The organism is Hymenobacter negativus, assembly GCF_017571495.1.
GTDB classification, from domain to species: domain Bacteria; phylum Bacteroidota; class Bacteroidia; order Cytophagales; family Hymenobacteraceae; genus Hymenobacter; species Hymenobacter negativus.
The window spans coordinates 105882-122551 of sequence record NZ_JAGETZ010000012.1 but is presented as its reverse complement, the minus strand read 5'-3'; the positions used below and the strand labels follow the sequence as shown (position 1 = coordinate 122551).

Below are 16670 nucleotides of genomic sequence, written 5' to 3'. Positions count from 1 at the left end.
GTAGTAACGGCGGGCCTGCTTAAATATTGGCTTAACAATATTGGTCTATTGTCCACGCAAACGCTTGTGGTACAGCGCGGCCATGCGCAGCTGGAAATAGTCGTACTTCTCACGCAGGTGGTCGAACAGGTCGCGCAGCGTGACGTCGCCGCCCAGTTGGGCACGAGCGGTGAGGATTTCGGCCAGCTCCGAGTCGCTCACAAAGTCGTGGATGCGCAGCTCGCGGCCCTTGGCGTAGGCGTTATAGAGGTGCGTTTTCACGGTGCTCAGGGCCAGGCCGCGGCGCTCGGAAATATCTTCCGGCGTGAGGCCCATCTGGTGAAACTGGATGGTGGCGTCTTCGGAGTCGCTCACGGGCTTGTCGGCCACGGCGGCAGCAGTGGCCGTTGGGGCCAGGCGCGGGCGGTTGGGCTCGTTGAACATGCTGTCCGAATCGGAGGGCACGTACTGGCCGCCCCCGCCGTGCTCCAGAATGAGCTTAATGAAGACCTCGCCGTAGGTTTCGAACTTCTTCATGCCCACACCCGAAATACCCAGCATGCCCACGCGGTTGACGGGGCGCTCGGCCGCCATTTCCTGCAGCGTGGCATCGGAAAACACCACATAGGGCGGCACGCCCTGCTCGTCGGCAATGGCTTTGCGGAGCCGGCGCAGCTTGTCGAACAGCTGCGCTTCGGGGGTGCCCATGGCGGCTGTGGAAGCGGCGTTGGCGGCTTTCTTGCTGGCACGGGTGGGCTTTTCGGCCTTCTCGCTGGGCTGGAATTTGCGGAGTGGCAGCGTGAGCTCGCCCTTGAGCACCTGGTGGCCACGCTCGGTGATTTTCAGGGCGTAGCCTTCCTCATAGGCAATGTAGAACAGGCCGTCGTTCAGCATCTGGTGGATGTAGCTGTACCAGTCGAGGTAGGGCAGGTCGCGGCCCGCGCCGTAGGTTTTAATCTGGTCGTAGCCGCCTTGCAGCACGGCCTGGTTGCGCATGCCGCGTAGGATATCAATCAGCAGGTTGATAGCCACTTTTTCACGGCTACGGAATACGGCCGAGAGGGCTTTTTGGGCAATCAGCGTGCCGTCGAACGTAGTGGGCGGGTTGCGGCAGATGTCGCAGTTGCCACAGTCCTCGCCCAGGGTTTCGGAGAAGTAGTTGAGCAGGATTTTGCGGCGGCAGCTGGCGGCTTCGGCAAACTGCTGCATGCGCTCCAGCTTGGCAGTGTTGAGCTGAGCCTGGCGCGCGGGCACGTCCTTGGTCACCATCTCGCGCATCTGCATCACGTCGGCGAAGCTGTAGAACAGGATGGCGGTGCTGGGCGCGCCGTCGCGGCCGGCCCGGCCGATTTCCTGGTAGTAGCCCTCAATGTTTTTGGGCAGGTTGTAGTGCATCACCCAGCGCACGTTGCTCTTGTCAATGCCCATGCCGAAGGCGATGGTGGCCACAATGACCTGTAAATCGTCCTGCAAAAAGGCTTCCTGCACCTTGCCGCGCTGCAGGGGCGTCATGCCGGCGTGGTAGTGCCCGGCCTTGATGCCCTTGGCAATGAGCTTCTGGGAGATGGTTTCGCAGGTTTTGCGTGAGAGGCAGTAGATGATGCCTGGGTCTTGCGGGTGCCGGCCGATGTAGTCGATGACGGAGCCCACCCGGTCCTGGCCGGGGCGCACCATCAGGTTGATATTGGGCCGGTCGAAGCTGGAGAGGAACACCCGTGGCTCACGCATGTTGAGCTGGGTGATGATGTCGCGCTTGGTAAGGCGGTCGGCCGTAGCCGTGAGGGCGATGATGGGCGTGTTGGGGAAGTGGTTTCGCAGCTGGCCCAACTGGGTGTACTCGGGCCGGAAATCGTGGCCCCAGCTTGAAATACAGTGCGCCTCATCAATAGCAAAAAGGCTGATGTTTACCCGATTCAAAAACTGCAAAAAGCCATCGGAAAGCAGTTTCTCCGGCGACACGTAAAGCAACTTCAGGTGTCCACTCACGGCCGCCCGGGCAATGTCATTGGATTCCGACTGGCCCACGCTGCTGTTGATGTAGGCCGCGGCAATACCGTTGCCTTTCAGCGCTTCCACTTGGTCCTTCATTAGGGCAATGAGGGGCGAGACGACTACGCAGGTGCCTTGGGAAACGACGGCTGGAATCTGGAAGCAGACCGACTTGCCGCCGCCGGTGGGCATGAGCACCACGGTGTCTTTCCCCCCCAGGATGTTCTGGATGATGTCGCCCTGCATGGGGCGGAAATTGTCGTAGCCGTAGTACCGTTTCAGGGCCTGTTGGGCGGCTTGCATGATGGGCGGGGCGGTGGCTAGTTCGGGCATATCGTTCTGGGTAACCTCACCCCCCGGCCCCCTCTCCTGCGGAGAGGGGGAGCCAGACGACTCGTTGGGGAGCTGTATGTTTTGTAGATTCTCGGTTATTATGGCTAAGACCTCGTCTAAGCTGGTTAGCACTTGCTGGTTGGTGAAACGCAGTTCGCGGTATCCTAATTCCGTTAGTGTGAAGGTACGGCCGGTATCGTATTCAGCCTGCTCTGTAGTAAGGTGGATTTCACCGTCTAGCTCGATAGTGAAACATACTTTGACGCAGATAAAATCAACGATATAGCCTTGAATGGCATGCTGGCGGCGGAACCTTACTCCAAGCTTGGAATTACGCAGGGCCTGCCAAAGCAAGTCCTCCGCATCGGTGGGTCGGCGGCGGTTTTGGCGAGCAAAATCTTTGAGGTGCTTGCGCCACGGGCGCACTTCGGTGGTGAATACGAAGTTGGCAACGTCTTCGGGGCCGGCTGGGGTTTCCATGTGGGTAAGATAGGGCGGCGCGACTGGCTCACCCCACCCCCGGCCCCCTCTCCCGCGGAGAGGGGAACCTGACGACCTTATTTCTAGCTACCGCCAGCGTCCGCGCCGTCGTGGCTCCCCCTCTCCGCGGGAGAGGGGGCCGGGGGGTGAGGTGACGGCGCCCGCCGGCTCCCCCGGTACAGCTCATACTTCAGCAGCCGGCAGTCAATCGGCCCGTTAAACAGTGGGATGCGCCGCGCCGGCTTTAGCCCGATGCTTTTGGCCGCTTCCAGATTGCCAGTGAATACAAAAGCCTCGTAGCCCTGGAAATTCGTTTTCAGCGCGTCCCCTATCGTCTTGTATAGAGCAGCCATCTGGGCCTCCTCCCCTATCCGCTCGCCGTAGGGTGGGTTGGTGAGTACGATGCCGGGCTCCTCCTTGGCGGGCGCGGTGGCGTCCTTCACGTCGCGCACCGAGAGACGCACGCAGTCTTCGAGGCCGGCCGCGGTGATGTTGGCGGCGGCCATGTCAATGACTTTGGGGTCGAGGTCGGAGCCGGCGAGGTAGGCTTGCGGCTCTTCAAGGCGCTGGGCTTTGGCTTCCTCGCGCACCTGCTCCCAAAGCTGGGGGTCAAAGTCGTACCAGTTTTCGAAGCCGAACTTGCCCTGATGAAACAAGCCTGGTGCGATGCGCTGGCTGATAAGGCCAGCCTCGGTGAGGATGGTGGCCGAGCCGCACATGGGGTCGATGAGGGGCTTTTTGCCATCCCAACCGGAGAGCAAAACCAGCCCGGCGGCCAGCACCTCGTTCAGGGGCGCTTCGTTGGTGTGCTGGCGGTAGCCGCGGCGATGCAGCGAGTCGCCGGCCGCGTCGAGGCTCAGGATGACTTCGTTTTCCGTCATGCGCAGGTGCAGGCGGATGTCGGGCTGGCGCGTGTCGATGCTGGGCCGCTCGCCGGTGCGGTTTCGAAACTGGTCTACGATGGCGTCTTTGGTGAGCTGGGCTACGAAGAGCGAGTGCTCAAAGGTGGAGCGGTTCACCACGGGCGTGATGGCAAACGTCTGGCCCGGCCCGATGAAATCCTGCCAGTCGATGCGACTCACTTCGCGGTACAGCGCCTTTTCATCGGCGGCATAAAAGGCCGCGAAAGGCCGCAGCAGACGCATGGAAAGCCGGCTCCAGAGCGCCACCTCGTAGAGCAGGCGGTGGTCGCCGATGAATTCGACGGCGCGCGAGCCTACGTGGGTGATGTCGGCCCCAAGGGCATAGAGCTCGTCGGCGAGCAGTTCTTCCAGGCCAAACTGGGTGGTGGCGGTGAGGTGCATAGTAAGGCAAAGGTCGGGCAAAAGCGCCGGGTTCGGAAAGTACCTGCCAGAGCCGGCACCCGACAACGCTCAACAGCCAGCATTAAACCCCAGCCCTCCCAGGTATTCTACCAACCGCCAAGGGCTGGCTTTAGCAGCCATTATCACCCCTATTTCCCCAAATCATGCATCTATTTCTTGCACGCTGCCTTCATCGGCGGCTACTGGCCAGCCTAGTGGTATTGCTAACCGTCCGGCTCCCGCTGGGCGCCCAAACGCTGCGCACCGCCGTGGTGCCCAGCGCCACCGACCCTTCCATCGATGCCTTTGACAGCGAGCACACGCTTTACCGCAATCCGGCTGTGGCTTCCCGTCACGAGCTGCTGATTTTTCTACCCGGTACCTCTGGAAAAACGCGTGGCACCAGTCTTTTTTGCACCACCGCAGCCAATCTTGGCTATCACGTCATCTGCCTCATGTATCCAGACGAGGTCTCGGCAAGCATCTGCCGGAATTCGCCCGACTCCACTGCATTTGACACCTTTCGGCGCACAATCATCGAAGGTGGTACCTCGACATTTATAACGGTCAGTTGCGCTAATAGCATCGACAACCGCTTGCTCAAGTTGCTGTTTTACCTGCGCGCTACCCGCCCGGCCGAGGACTGGGGCCAATTCCTGCAAACCACGCCAAAACAGCCGGCCGGCGGGGCATCCGAAGAGCCCGCGTGGGAACGGCTGGCCCTGGCAGGCCAGTCGCAGGGTGGCGGACACGCCGCGCTACTCGCCAGCCGCCATCGTGTTGCGCGGGTTCTTCTGTTCAGCTCCCCCAAAGATTGGAGCCGGTACTACAACCGGCCCGCTGCCTGGTATGCAGCATCTCAAACGCCAGCGGACCGGTACTATGCCTTTGTGCACGAGCAAGACCAGCAGGGCTGCACCTATACCCAACAGCTGAAAATTCTGAACACGCTGCACCTGGGCAATCCTCAAAGCGTGGACAATGCTGCCCCGCCCTACCAGCACGCGCATGCCCTGAGCACCAACTACCCCGGCACGCTGGTAACCTCCCAGGTTGCTCACACCAGCGAAGTAGGCGATGGTCAAACACCGAAGAAAGCCGATGGTACCCCGCTCTTTCAATTGGTGTGGCAGTATATGCTGACGGCAAAGTAGAATCACCAAAGACACCGCTGGTCAACCCGATTGGGGCTAAGTTGAGCTTTGGCCCTACTTTCGCCGCATGGCTTCTCACCTACCCACTTCCGCTACCAGCATCGCCGCGCCCGCCCGCTCCTACGCCGGCCCCATGGTGCTGATGACGACCCTGTTCTTCCTGTTCGGGGCCGTCACCAATTTCAACGATGTGCTCATGCCCTATTTAAAGGACGTGTGCCAGCTCACCGATTTGCAGTCCTCGGCGGTGCAGTCGGCCTTCTTCGGGGCTTACTTCCTGATGTCGCTGCCCGCCGGCTGGGTCCTGAAAAAACTGGGCTATCAGCGCGGCATTGTGGTGGGTTTGCTGGTAATGGCCGTGGGGGCGCTGCTGTTCATTCCGGCCGCCGACTCGCGGGCATTTGCGCTGTTCCTCACGGCGCTGGCCACGCTGGGCGCGGGCATCACGCTGCTGCAAGTAGCGGCCAACCCCTACGTGAGCATTCTGGGGCCGGCGCGGGGCGCAGCGGCGCGGGTGAGCGTGGTGGGCGTGGCCAACAACTTCGGTGGGGCGCTGTCGCCGCTGGTGGGCGGCCTGGTGCTGTTTGGTGGCTCAGTGGCGCTCAAGGCGCGGCTGGCGGCACTACCCTTGAACGAGCGTTTGGCTGAAGAATCGCAACTCGTGAAAGGGCCTTACGTTGGGCTGGCGGTATTTCTGGTACTGCTGGCGGCCCTGTTTTTCTTCCTCGTGAAACTGCCCGATATTGAAGGCATACCCGAAGAAGCCGCTGAAGAGGCACGGCCCATGGCAGCGGGCCGCACGTCGGCGCTGGCATTTCCGCACCTCGTACTGGGCATCGCGGCCATTTTTGTGTACGTGGGCGTCGAAGTCGGGCTGGGCTCGTTTCTGATTCGCTACGGCGAGAGCCAAGGGATTCGTCAGTTATCGGCCTTCACCCAAAGCTTGGTGCAGGGGCTAAACGTGGCCACCAACTACGCGCTGGTACTGTTCGGCAAGGAGCCTTCGGCCATTGATACCACGGCCGGCTTCACCAAGGCAGTGGGCGCGGTGCTGGTGTCGTCGTATTGGTTCGGCTCGCTCATCGGCCGGGTAGTGGGCATTCCGCTGCTGCTAAAATTTCACAACCGCGTGCTGCTGGTGGCGGTGTGCGCGGCCGGCACGGCGCTGGTGGGCGCGAGCATCCTGAGCACCGGCGAAACTGCCCTGTGGCTCATCGTACTCTGCGGGCTGATGAACTCCATTATGTGGCCCGTCATTTTCCCACTGGCCATCACCGGCCTCGGCCCGTTCACCAAACAAGGCTCATCTTACTTGATTATGGCCATTGTGGGCGGAGCGCTTATTCCGCCACTCATGGGCTGGCTGGCCACGCACGGCGGCGGGCTACGCGTGGCGTTTGTGGTGCCGGCGCTGTGCTACTTATATCTGCTGTTTTATGCGGTGAGCGGCTACCGGGTGCGGTAACAGTTTGGGGGCTAATAATGAGAGTTAGTTCTGAAAGCACTCCCCACTACACAGTCTGAATTTACGGCATCATCATGGCTGCCGCATTGCCTGTGCTACAGCCCTCCCAGGTACTGCGGCGGCACTTCGTCTACCAGCCACACGCCGTTGCCGGATTCGTAGAACACCACGCTGGCTGCGTGCATTGCGGCGGCGTCCACGGTTAGGATGATGGGCTGGCCGCGCCGGGCGCCCACGCGGCGGGCAGTTTCCTCATCGGGTGAGAGGTGCACGTGGTGGCGGTTCATTTTGCGCAGGCCCTCGCGGCGGATGGCGGGCAGCGCCGCCGGGGCCGTGCCGTGGTAAAGCTCGGCCGGCGGTGTGGCGGGCAGCAGCTGTAAATCGACCTCCACGCTGTGCCCCTGCTGGGCCCGAATGCGGGTGCCGTCGGCATCGAAGGCGAAGCGCTGCTTGTCGCAGCTTTCCACAATTTCGGTCAATTCGGCCAGGGTGATGGGCGTGCGGTGCGCCGCGCAGGCGGCCAGTAAATCGGCTACGTTCACCCAGCCGCCTTCCTGCAAAGTCAGGCCGATGGCATCCGGCCGGTGGCGCAGGTGCAGGCTGAGAAATTTGCTGAGTCGGGTAGTTTGCTTGGTATTCATTGGCTAAAGATACCAGTTTGGCACCGGTACCTTTGCGGCATGGTCCTCGAAGAAAACGTCCCCCTCCGCCCCTACAACACCTTTGGCCTTGATGTGCAGGCCCGTTATTTTGCCCGTTTCGCCTCGGCCGATGAGCTGCGCCAGCTTCTGAAACTGCCTCAAGTGCAGTCGGCCGAAAAGCTGCTTATCCTTGGTGGCGGCTCCAACCTGTTGTTCACGCAGGATTTCAACGGGGTAGTGCTCAAAAACGAGATTCGTGGCCTCGAAATCATTTCCGAAGACAACGACACTCACACGACCCTGCTTCGCGCCGGGGCTGGCGAAAGCTGGCACGGCCTCGTCGAATACAGCCTCGACCAGCATCTGAGTGGCATTGAAAACCTCTCTCTCATCCCCGGCACCGTGGGCGCGGCCCCGCTCCAGAACATCGGGGCCTACGGAGCCGAGCTGCGCGACACCTTCGACCACCTCGAAGCAGTCGAAATAAGCACCGGCGCGCTACGCGTGTTCACGGCGGGCGAATGCGGTTTCGGCTACCGCGAAAGTGTGTTCAAAAACGTGCTCAAAAACCAGTTTGTGGTCACCGCCGTGGTGCTGCGCCTGCACCGCCATGCCCAGCCCAATGTGCGCTACGGCGCCATTTCGGAAACCCTGGCCGAGTTGGGCATCGAAGGCGAGCCTACGCCGCAGGAAGTAAGCCGCGCCGTCATCCACATCCGGCGCAGCAAGTTGCCCGACCCTGCCGAAATCGGCAATGCCGGCTCTTTCTTCAAGAACCCCGAGGTATCGCAGGCCAAGTTCGACCACCTGAAAAGCCAGTACCCCGAGCTGCCCGGGTATCCCGTGCTCGGCGGCGTGAAAGTGCCCGCCGGCTGGCTCATCGAGCGCGCCGGCTGGAAGGGCCTGCGACGCGGCCCCGACGGCGGCACCCACGGCGTGCACGCCCGCCAAGCCCTCGTGCTGGTGAACCATGGTGGCGCCACCGGCAGCGAAGTCCGCCAGCTGGCCGAGGAAATAATCTCCTCCGTACGTCAGCAGTTTGGCATCGAGCTACACCCGGAAGTTAATATTTTGTGATTACATAGCACTCGCTTCACAGAGTAGCTAATCCCTCGAATCTAAGCAGAAGAATACCGAATTTGTTAGCAACTTTGTAGAAGCCGGTTTTCTCTGGTCTGCTTATATTTCAATTTACTATGCTAGCAAACGTATTCTTATCGGTTCTGCTTATCGGGGCATCAACGGCCAGCACTACTCCCCTATCCAATGCGGCCGCGCCCCCTGTTCTCACTGTGAAAGCGGCCCGGGCACAGGGCGTCGGCAGCACCGTCACGGTACGGGCCGTAGTGCTGAATGGGGCTGAAATGGGTAATATCCGCTACGTGCAGGACGCCGAAGCGGGCCTCGCCCTCTACGCCCAGCCCGCCAAGCTGGCGGGCTACGGCGCCTTGCAGGCCGGCGACAGCATTCAGGTCACGGGCCAGTTGAAGAGCTACAACGGCCTGCTCGAAATGGACCCCATTGTTTCGTTTCACAAGCTGGCCGGTGGCCGGCGGCTACGGGCCGTGCGCGTGCCCACCACCCAAGCCTCAGAGGCGTACGCGGAGGCCAACGAAGGCCGCCTGCTGGAAATCACGGGTGCCACGCGGCTGCTCACCCCAGCGGGTACGCCGGCCGGTGCCCTAACTGGCAACGCCAACTACCTGCTCGATGGCCAGCCGGGCGTGCTGGTGCGTGTGGGCATGGCCAGCACCGGTACCGATGGTCTGGTGGGTACCGTGGTACCCACTGGTGAGCCGTTCGACGTGCGCGGCATCATGAGCCAGTATTCACCGGGGGGCACCGGCGGCTATCAGCTACTGCCCCGCCTGGCATCCGACTTCGTGCGCGGTGGCGGCCTGCCCCGCCTCACCGAAGAGCCGGTGCCGGTGAATGTGAGCGCCACGGGCTTCACAGTGGTGTACTCCACCCTCAACCCCGGCGACACCCGCATTCGCTTTGGTCTCGATGCGAAGCAACTGAAAGAAGTTCGCCTCGACCCCACCCAAACCACGCACCACAGCCTCACCCTCGACGACCTGATTCCGGGCACCACTTACTATGTGGAAGTTAGCTCGCGCAATGCGGCGGGTACTGAAACCGCGACGCCGGTTCCGTTCATCACAGCCAACGGCAAGCGTGGGCGCATCGGCACAAAAAATTAACACGGTGCGACGGAACGGCTAATACTTTCCGAGGGTTCGTTTGACTGAAATTCAGCATCTTTGTATTTCCGTCTACCGCCGAATCTTTAAAAAATAACCGTTTCGTAAACCTGTTTTTTTCATGAAGAAATTTACTCTGCTGGCGTTGCTGGCGGCGGCCACTTCCTGGCACACCGCTTCGGCCCAAACTGCTATTACCATCGCGGCGGCGCGGGCCATGGCCCCTACCACCAACAACACGCAAGGTCCCACGGTGACGGTGCGCGGCATCGTGACCAACGGTGCTGAGTTGGGCTCCTCGGTCAGCATTATCCGCTACATTCAGGACGGCACGGCTGGCATTGGTGTGTACAGCACGGGCGGGGCCTCGGGGGCGCTGGTATCGCCGCTGGTACCCGGCGACAGCATTGAGGTGACGGGCGGCCTGAAAATGTACCGCGGCCTACTCGAAGTCGACCCCATTACCTCACTCACCGTGCTGGCCGGCAACCGGCCATTGCCCGCACCGGTGGTGTTCACGGCGGCCAACGCGGCAAGCGCTTTCGCCGAGCAATACGAGGGTCAATTGGTGCGCATCAACGGCCTGACCTCGATGACCACCAACCCCACGGCCTGCTCCACGCCGGGCACGCCGGTGACGGCCTTCACTACCGGCGCGTCTTATCGCCTCAACGGCAACTGCACGTACCTGACCTACGTGCCTGCCAACTCGACTGGGGCGGATGGTCTGGCCAACAAGCCCAGCCCTTCGGGCACGTTCGACGCCGTGGGCATCATCAGCCAGTTTTCGACTTCGGCCAGCTCTACCACCGGAGGCTACCAGCTACTCAACCGCAAGTACAGCGACTTTATTCAGGGCCTCACGCCCAACGTGATTACCAACCCAGTTCCGACGAATATCACCACGACCAGCCTCACGGTCAATTTTACCACCCAAAACACGGGCAATACGCAGCTCTCGTTCTCGCAGTCGCCTACTAGCGGCTTCACCACTGTGGCGGGCAACACGGCTAACACCACGGCCCACACCCAAGTGCTCACGGGCCTTACGCCGGCCACCATCTACTACGTGCAGGCCGTTTCAGTCAATAGCGTGGGCCGCTCGGAGTCGCGCGTGGTGCCCATGGTGACGGCTTCGCTATCGTCGGGCGTCATCAAGAACTTCTTTAATAATACGGTCGATGCGTCGCTGGCGCTGCCTGGCAACACGGCCGTGACCATGCTCAACGGCGCAGCACCGGATACGCTGGTGCGCTACATCAACCGCGCTACCCAGACGCTGGATATTGCCATCTACAACTGGAATAATGCGACTATTCTCAACGCTGTGAATGCCGCTTTTGCCCGCGGCGTGCAGGTGCGCGTGATTTACGAAGACGACAATGCCAACGTGAGCATCAACAGCCTGAATGCTGGCATTCGCCGTATCTCGCGTCCCAACACGGCTGGTAGCACCACCAGCAGCATCATGCACAACAAATTTGTGATTGTGGATGCCAACAGCACCAACCCCAATGTGCCGTGGGTGTGGACGGGCTCCATGAACTGGACCGCTGCCCAACTCACCACCGACCGCAACAACGTCATCGCCGTTCAGGACCAGTCTTTGGCCCGCGTGTATACCGTCGAGTTTGAGGAAATGTGGGGCTCCAGCACGGCCACGCCCGGCACCACCCTGTTCGGCTCGCGCAAAACCGACAATACGCCTCACTTCCTGAACATCGGCGGCAAATCGGTGGAGTCGTACTTCTCGCCCACCGACAACGTGAACGGTCGCCTGCTCACGGCCATTGCCTCGGCCGATAACGACCTGCATTTCGAGTCCATGCTCATCACCCGCGCCGACCTAGCCCGCGCCATTGCCGCCCAGATTACCCAGCGCGGCATCAGTTCCTGCTCCGACGGCCTCGTGAACGACACCAGCGGCACAGCCGGCTACTCGTTCCGCCTCATGCAGGCCGGCATGGGCAACCGCTTGCTCATCAAGCGCACTAATGCTGGCTTCGGCATCATGCACCACAAAACCCTGATTGTGGACGCTGGCGCCAGCCAATCGGACCCCACGGTATTCGTAGGCTCGCACAACTGGACGCTTTCGGCTGATACCGAAAACGACGAAAACACCCTTGTAGTGCACGATGCCCGCATCACCAACCGCTACTATCAGGAGTACGCCGCCCGCATTGCCGAGCAGAACGTGAGCGGCGTAACTGTTTGCCGCCTCGTACTGGCCACCCAAAACGGCACGGTGCAAACCAGCACCATGCAGGTATACCCTAACCCTGCCAGCAGCAGCTTCCAGTTGCACCTGGCCAGCACTAACGCCCGCACGGCCACCATCGTGCTGCGCGACGTGACCGGCCGTGTGGTCCTGACCCAAACCCAGCCCCTGACCGGCGCCGACCTAAGCGTCAACGCCACCTCGCTGAAATCGGGCCTGTACATGGTACAGGTAACCACGCCCGAGTCGACGCAGGTAGGCCGCGTGGTGGTGCAATAATTCACCCCGCTTACTGCCAATAAAAAGACGGCTCCCATATGGGAGCCGTCTTTTTTGTTTTCTGGCCAGCTGTAGCTTACGCTCCGGGCGGTTATTGTCCGGCTACCTCTTTGTTCCGCTTGCGCTTACGGTTGTCATCTTTCGATACCAGCGTTATGCGTTCCGGTACCACGAAGGTGGTCTGATTAGCTACCACCAGCCACTTGCCGTTGCGCTTCACATACATGTGCATGGTGCGGTACTCACCGCTGGTGATGTTGCCGTTCAGGCGGCCCCGGAAGCTGGTGTTGTGCACCACTAGGCCCGAGTTGTTGTACACCCGCACAATGTATTCGAAGGGCTTGTTGATGTCGCACTTGACTTCATCGTTGGCAATGGCGGCCAGCACATCGGCTTTGCTGGTCACCATTCCCTGCGAGTTAACTGCTACGTATTCATCGGCCAGCAGGTGGGTAATGGTTTCGGCATCGTTGCGGATGGTGGCCTGCGCCCAGGCTTCTTCGATGCGCATTAACTCGGCGGCCTCAGGACCATCGGATATGGGCATAGCGGCCGACAGTTTCGCAGCGGCTTCGGCCCGCCGGGTGCGTTCGGATTTTTCCTGAGTGGCCCGGGAGGCAGCCAGCTTTGCCGAGCGTGATTTAGTCGATTTTCTCTGGGCCCAAGCGGGCGAGGCGGCCATTAGCAGGCCTAATAGGAAGAGGGTAAATACCTTTTTCATATGCGTGTAGCAGGTTAAATGAGTGCTAATAGACGAGCAGCTTCATTCGACTTAGTTTTTCTAATCAGCAAATTTCCTTCAAATATATATCATAAACCATATTATTTAAATAACAAGACTATGAATAACTATCCCATGCCAGCAATACTACCTCACTGATGCAGCCATTCGCATGCGGCGCAATTGCCAGCCGGCCAGCAGCACTCCGGCCACGAGCAGAAGCAAGGCGCCATTGTCGATGGGAATAGCCGTCGCGCCAGGGTTTTCCTTTTCCAGGGTATCGAGCGAGGCATTAGCGGCCAGGGTTTCGTCCTGCTTGCGGTGCAGGGCCGCTTTCTGCGCGTCATTTTCCAGGGCCAAGAAGGACGTGAAGGGTGTGAGAATGCCCGCCCGAAAGCTGGCTTTTACGAAAGGTACCCGCTCGCGCTCCGCTGTTTCGGGGTGGAAGCTTTGCCACTGGCTGTAGCCGCGCAATAGCAGGCCCGTGAGCCAGGGGCTAGGCGGCGTGGTTTCGGCGGAGGGCACGGCCTGGGGCTGGCCCAGTACCACATCGGCTACCGCTGCTGAGGGCAGGTAGGCGCGGGGGTGCGCGGCGTCGGGCCAGGCGCGGACGGGCGCAGGCGTGCCGGGAACGGGCGCGCTACCCAGCACCCGACGGGGCTGGTGGCGGAGCGAATGCGCGGCCAACTGGCCATCGGGACCCAGCACGTAGAAAACGTCACTCTCCGGGTACGCACTACTGAAGTCCTCAAAGTCGTCGTCCAGCACGGCATTATCCAGGTTATTGGTCACCACTACCAGCACGGGATAGGTGGGCGTGGGCTTTTGCTGGGCCTCAAACAAGGCCCGCCGAATGCCGCCCGTAAGAAAAAATCCGCCATCCGCCGGCTGCTGGAGGAACTGCTCGGCCCAGTTTCCGCCAGCGGGCACCGGCGTAGCGTAGGCATTGACCAAGCTGAAGCGAGCCGGCGTGGCATTGGGCAGCGGCTGGGCCAGTTGCTGCGCCACCCGCTGCTTGAAGTCGGCTAGGTGCGCAGCACCTTTGGCCGAAGCGTCAATCAGGAAGTGGTAGTAGGGCCGGCGCTGCACCAGGGGCAGCTGCTGCTTGGCCAAAGAACTGAGGTATACCACGCCGCTATCGGCTGTGGCGACGGGCGTGGCCACGGGCGGTGCGGTGGTGCTGTCGCCCAGCGTGACGGAGTGGCCGTCGATGGTGAGGGTGCAGGGCTCCTTGTGCAGCAGTTGGATGCTGGTGCGGCGGGGCTCCTGGCCCATCACGGGGTACACGCGCAGGTCGAGGTCGTTGGGGCCCCGGTAGGCGAGCAGGCCGGGGTCGCGGCTGCTGTTTTCGTTGACGATTTGGGCAAAAACCCAGCTGGCGGCGCGCTTTTCAGCCAGGATACCCCGCTCCTCCCGGTTCCCAATGGTGAGGGAATAGTCGCTTACCCAGCAGCCGGGCGGCAGCGCAATGGCGGTGTGGTATTCCTGGTTGGCAGCCGTGGAGTCGCGGTTGGCCACTTCCAGCTTCACCCAGCTCACCCAGGCTTGCTGGCGGGCATCGTAGTGGCTGCTGGTATGGAGGTCGCGCAGGGCCGGGCCACGGTCGTTGGCCAATGTTGCGGTGGGCGCGGCCGTTTCACCTACTGGTCCGTCGGTACCGGCAAAAATGCGGTCGAGGTCATCGAGCTTACTTTCGGATAGCATCAGGTTATCAAGCACCAGCCAGTTGAAATACGTGGACAGGTACGGCAGGTGTGAGCCAAATAAAAAGTCCGAGTTGCGGCTCTTATTCTGCCGGATAATGGCTAGGGTACGGGCTAGCGCGGGCGCATCGAGGCGGCTGGATTTGGCATAATCTGGCGTGTAGACGTAGGCCAGCGCTTCGTGCAGCACCTGCCGACGATGCCAGTAGTCGACGGTAACAACCAGCGGCATAACCGCCAGCCCCACCAGTAGCACGGCCACCGCTACTGTATTCGAGTAGAGCACCCGGAGCACGGTCACGTCCTCGCTGAGCTGGCGCACGTGCACCACAAACAGCAAGGTGGGAGCCAGCAGCAGAAAGCCCGTTCCAATCAGAATAATGGCCGGAATGGACAGCGGCAGAAACGGCAGGAAAACCAGAAAAAAATAGAACGTGTAGCCGAACAAGGCGCTACGCCCCAGCAACTGGAGCAGGCGCGGCAGCGGCCGGGCGCTATCCGGCACACACAGCAACGCGCCGTTCAGCACCGCCAAAAGGTAAAACCACGGGCTGCTGAAATTGCCAAAAATGCCGCTTTCATTTCGAAAACCCTGCCCGAAAAACAGGCCATTATTCACACCCAGGCCCAGCAGTGGCAGCAAGATGGTAATGACGACCTTCCAAATCAGGCTGGTTTCAGACCAGAACCCACCCCGACGCTGCGTAATGATGAACAGTGCCCGCACCAGAAAAAAGAAGAAGCTAAGGGTGCCGGCTACCAACGCAGCTACAAAAAGCACTGTCCCAGCCTCCCGCAGCCAAGAGGGAATTTCACTGTTGCTAAAGCCTCGCTCAAACGTGCTCAATATCAGAAAAACCACCCACCACACGAGTGGCGTCACCACGGCCAGTAGAATATTCGGAGCCGCATTGTGGGGCCGGTCGTCGGGCGTGAACCTGGCCACCAGCGCCAGCAGCGCATGCGCCAGCGTGGGCATCAGAAAGGTCCAGGCCATGAGCAAGGGGTCGGTCGGCAGCATCCAGCGGGGCACCGCGCCCCAGGGCAAAAGCTCCCGCTCATTGGTGGTGAGCAGGCAGAGCCACAGGCTGTACGCCAGCAGCATGCCCACGCTGTACCAGGCACCCAGTGGCTCACGACGCACGGCCTGCACAGCCGCGTAGCCCACGGCCCCGGTCCCAAGCAGCGCCAACACTCCCCCATACAGCTTCCACTGCGCTACGCTGGCGGCTGGCAGGAGCGTGTGTACCACCGAAAACTCGCCATAGCATAGCAGCATTAGCAACACCACTGGCGCGGTATTTACCAGAAAAACCCACTTCGGATTGCGTAAGCTTTGCATAAGAGGAAGGGCGCAATGGCCGGGCATAAGGTGAAGAATCAGGCAAGTGCTCAAGGCAGCCCAACGGCAACGCGGCAGGCAGAAGAACCTTCCTGCCGCTGACGCGACAAATGTATTTTGAAGAACTTTGTATTTCAAAGTAAATCATTGTAATGAATCATGCTTGACAGCAAAAAGGCCATTCCTGCACAAGGAATGGCCTTTTTTATTTTACTCATTGAAGAGTTTGTGGTGCTTAATTGGCTTGTTGCGCCGCAGGCGCAGCGCGTGGTAGCAGGTTGGCACGTCGCTCGTCCACTTGCGTAGCAGCAGCAGGATGCCCACTATTTCAAGCCGGCTAAGGACTCCCAGGTAAAAGGAGGCGGCAAACAACAGCCGCGAATCACAGGTGCTGACGAGCTGAATGAGCGCGGCAAACGATACCAGTACCCACGCCTTGGCCGCCCAGGAGTGCGTGGCAATTTCCTTGCGGAACCTGAGAAAGCATACGGCGTAGGTGAAGCCTTCGAGGGCCAGCAGGGTCAGGAGCTGGGCGGCATGGCGGACGAAGAAACCAGGGCAGGCCAGGTAGGCAGCGCCCACCACGGCGGCCCAGAAAAACTGGTCAACAGTGGAATCCAGCCGACGCAGCTTTTCGGACGAAACACCCAGCTGCCGGGCAATGATACCGTCGAAAATATCGGTGAGCAAGCCCACCGTTATCAGCATCACAGCAAGGGCGGCGAAATGCGCCACGCCCACCCACGCCAGCAACACCAGTGCGAGGCCGATGACCAATCGGGAGCAGATGAGCGCAAATGGCAGGTGCCGCGCGCCGGCCACGGCGGGAGAATACATGGCGAATCAAGCGCAAGC

The 16670-nt window shown here is 60.8% G+C and carries 11 protein-coding genes; 5 read left to right on the top strand and 6 right to left on the bottom strand.

The features are described 5' to 3' along the window. Positions 1–45: 45 nt before the first annotated feature. A complete protein-coding gene (gene recQ / locus J4E00_RS21525; protein ID WP_208177346.1) occupies positions 46–2781 on the bottom strand; it encodes a DNA helicase RecQ in 2736 nt (911 codons plus the stop codon). A gap of 83 nt (positions 2782–2864) precedes the next feature. Further along, the gene (locus tag J4E00_RS21520) at positions 2865–4085 is read right to left on the bottom strand and encodes a class I SAM-dependent RNA methyltransferase (protein ID WP_208177345.1); all 1221 of its coding nucleotides are present in this window, start codon (positions 4083–4085) and stop codon (positions 2865–2867) included. 164 nt (positions 4086–4249) lie between these two features. Here J4E00_RS21520 and J4E00_RS21515 point away from each other — a divergent pair, with 164 nt between their 5' ends. After that, positions 4250–5239, top strand: coding sequence for a BPSS1187 family protein (locus tag J4E00_RS21515; RefSeq protein WP_208177344.1), 990 nt, complete (start codon positions 4250–4252; stop codon positions 5237–5239). 67 nt (positions 5240–5306) lie between these two features. Next, positions 5307–6704: a sugar MFS transporter gene (locus J4E00_RS21510; protein WP_208177343.1), complete on the top strand. Its 1398-nt coding sequence runs from the start codon at positions 5307–5309 to the stop codon at positions 6702–6704. A gap of 95 nt (positions 6705–6799) precedes the next feature. On the opposite strand, the gene J4E00_RS21505 is transcribed toward J4E00_RS21510, so the two are convergent. Next, on the bottom strand, positions 6800–7345 hold the full coding sequence (locus J4E00_RS21505) for an RNA 2'-phosphotransferase (RefSeq protein ID WP_208177342.1): 546 nt from the start codon (positions 7343–7345) through the stop codon (positions 6800–6802). A gap of 39 nt (positions 7346–7384) precedes the next feature. Here J4E00_RS21505 and murB point away from each other — a divergent pair, with 39 nt between their 5' ends. The 3 genes from murB (at position 7385) to J4E00_RS21490 (ending at position 12049) form a co-directional block, all read left to right on the top strand. Further along, positions 7385–8422 carry a UDP-N-acetylmuramate dehydrogenase gene (gene murB, locus J4E00_RS21500; protein ID WP_208177341.1) on the top strand — a complete coding sequence of 346 codons (1038 nt, stop codon included), beginning with the start codon at positions 7385–7387 and terminating at the stop codon, positions 8420–8422. A 119-nt stretch (positions 8423–8541) separates the two neighbouring features. After that, complete coding sequence (locus J4E00_RS21495; protein WP_208177340.1) at positions 8542–9549, top strand: fibronectin type III domain-containing protein; 1008 nt, start codon at positions 8542–8544, stop codon at positions 9547–9549. A 121-nt stretch (positions 9550–9670) separates the two neighbouring features. Next, positions 9671–12049, top strand: a complete 2379-nt coding sequence (locus J4E00_RS21490) for a phospholipase D-like domain-containing protein (RefSeq protein ID WP_208177339.1) — start codon at positions 9671–9673, stop codon at positions 12047–12049. Between the two features lie 91 nt (positions 12050–12140). Here the strand turns inward: J4E00_RS21490 and J4E00_RS21485 are convergent, their stop codons facing one another. The 3 genes from J4E00_RS21485 to J4E00_RS21475 all read right to left on the bottom strand — a co-directional run bounded on the left by J4E00_RS21485 (position 12141) and on the right by J4E00_RS21475 (position 16652). Continuing rightward, the gene (locus J4E00_RS21485) at positions 12141–12770 is read right to left on the bottom strand and encodes a nuclear transport factor 2 family protein (RefSeq protein WP_208177338.1); all 630 of its coding nucleotides are present in this window, start codon (positions 12768–12770) and stop codon (positions 12141–12143) included. A 147-nt stretch (positions 12771–12917) separates the two neighbouring features. After that, a complete protein-coding gene (locus J4E00_RS21480) occupies positions 12918–15815 on the bottom strand; it encodes an MSEP-CTERM sorting domain-containing protein (protein ID WP_208177337.1) in 2898 nt (965 codons plus the stop codon). A gap of 210 nt (positions 15816–16025) precedes the next feature. After that, the gene (locus J4E00_RS21475; protein ID WP_208177336.1) at positions 16026–16652 is read right to left on the bottom strand and encodes a CDP-alcohol phosphatidyltransferase family protein; all 627 of its coding nucleotides are present in this window, start codon (positions 16650–16652) and stop codon (positions 16026–16028) included. Positions 16653–16670 lie beyond the last annotated feature (18 nt).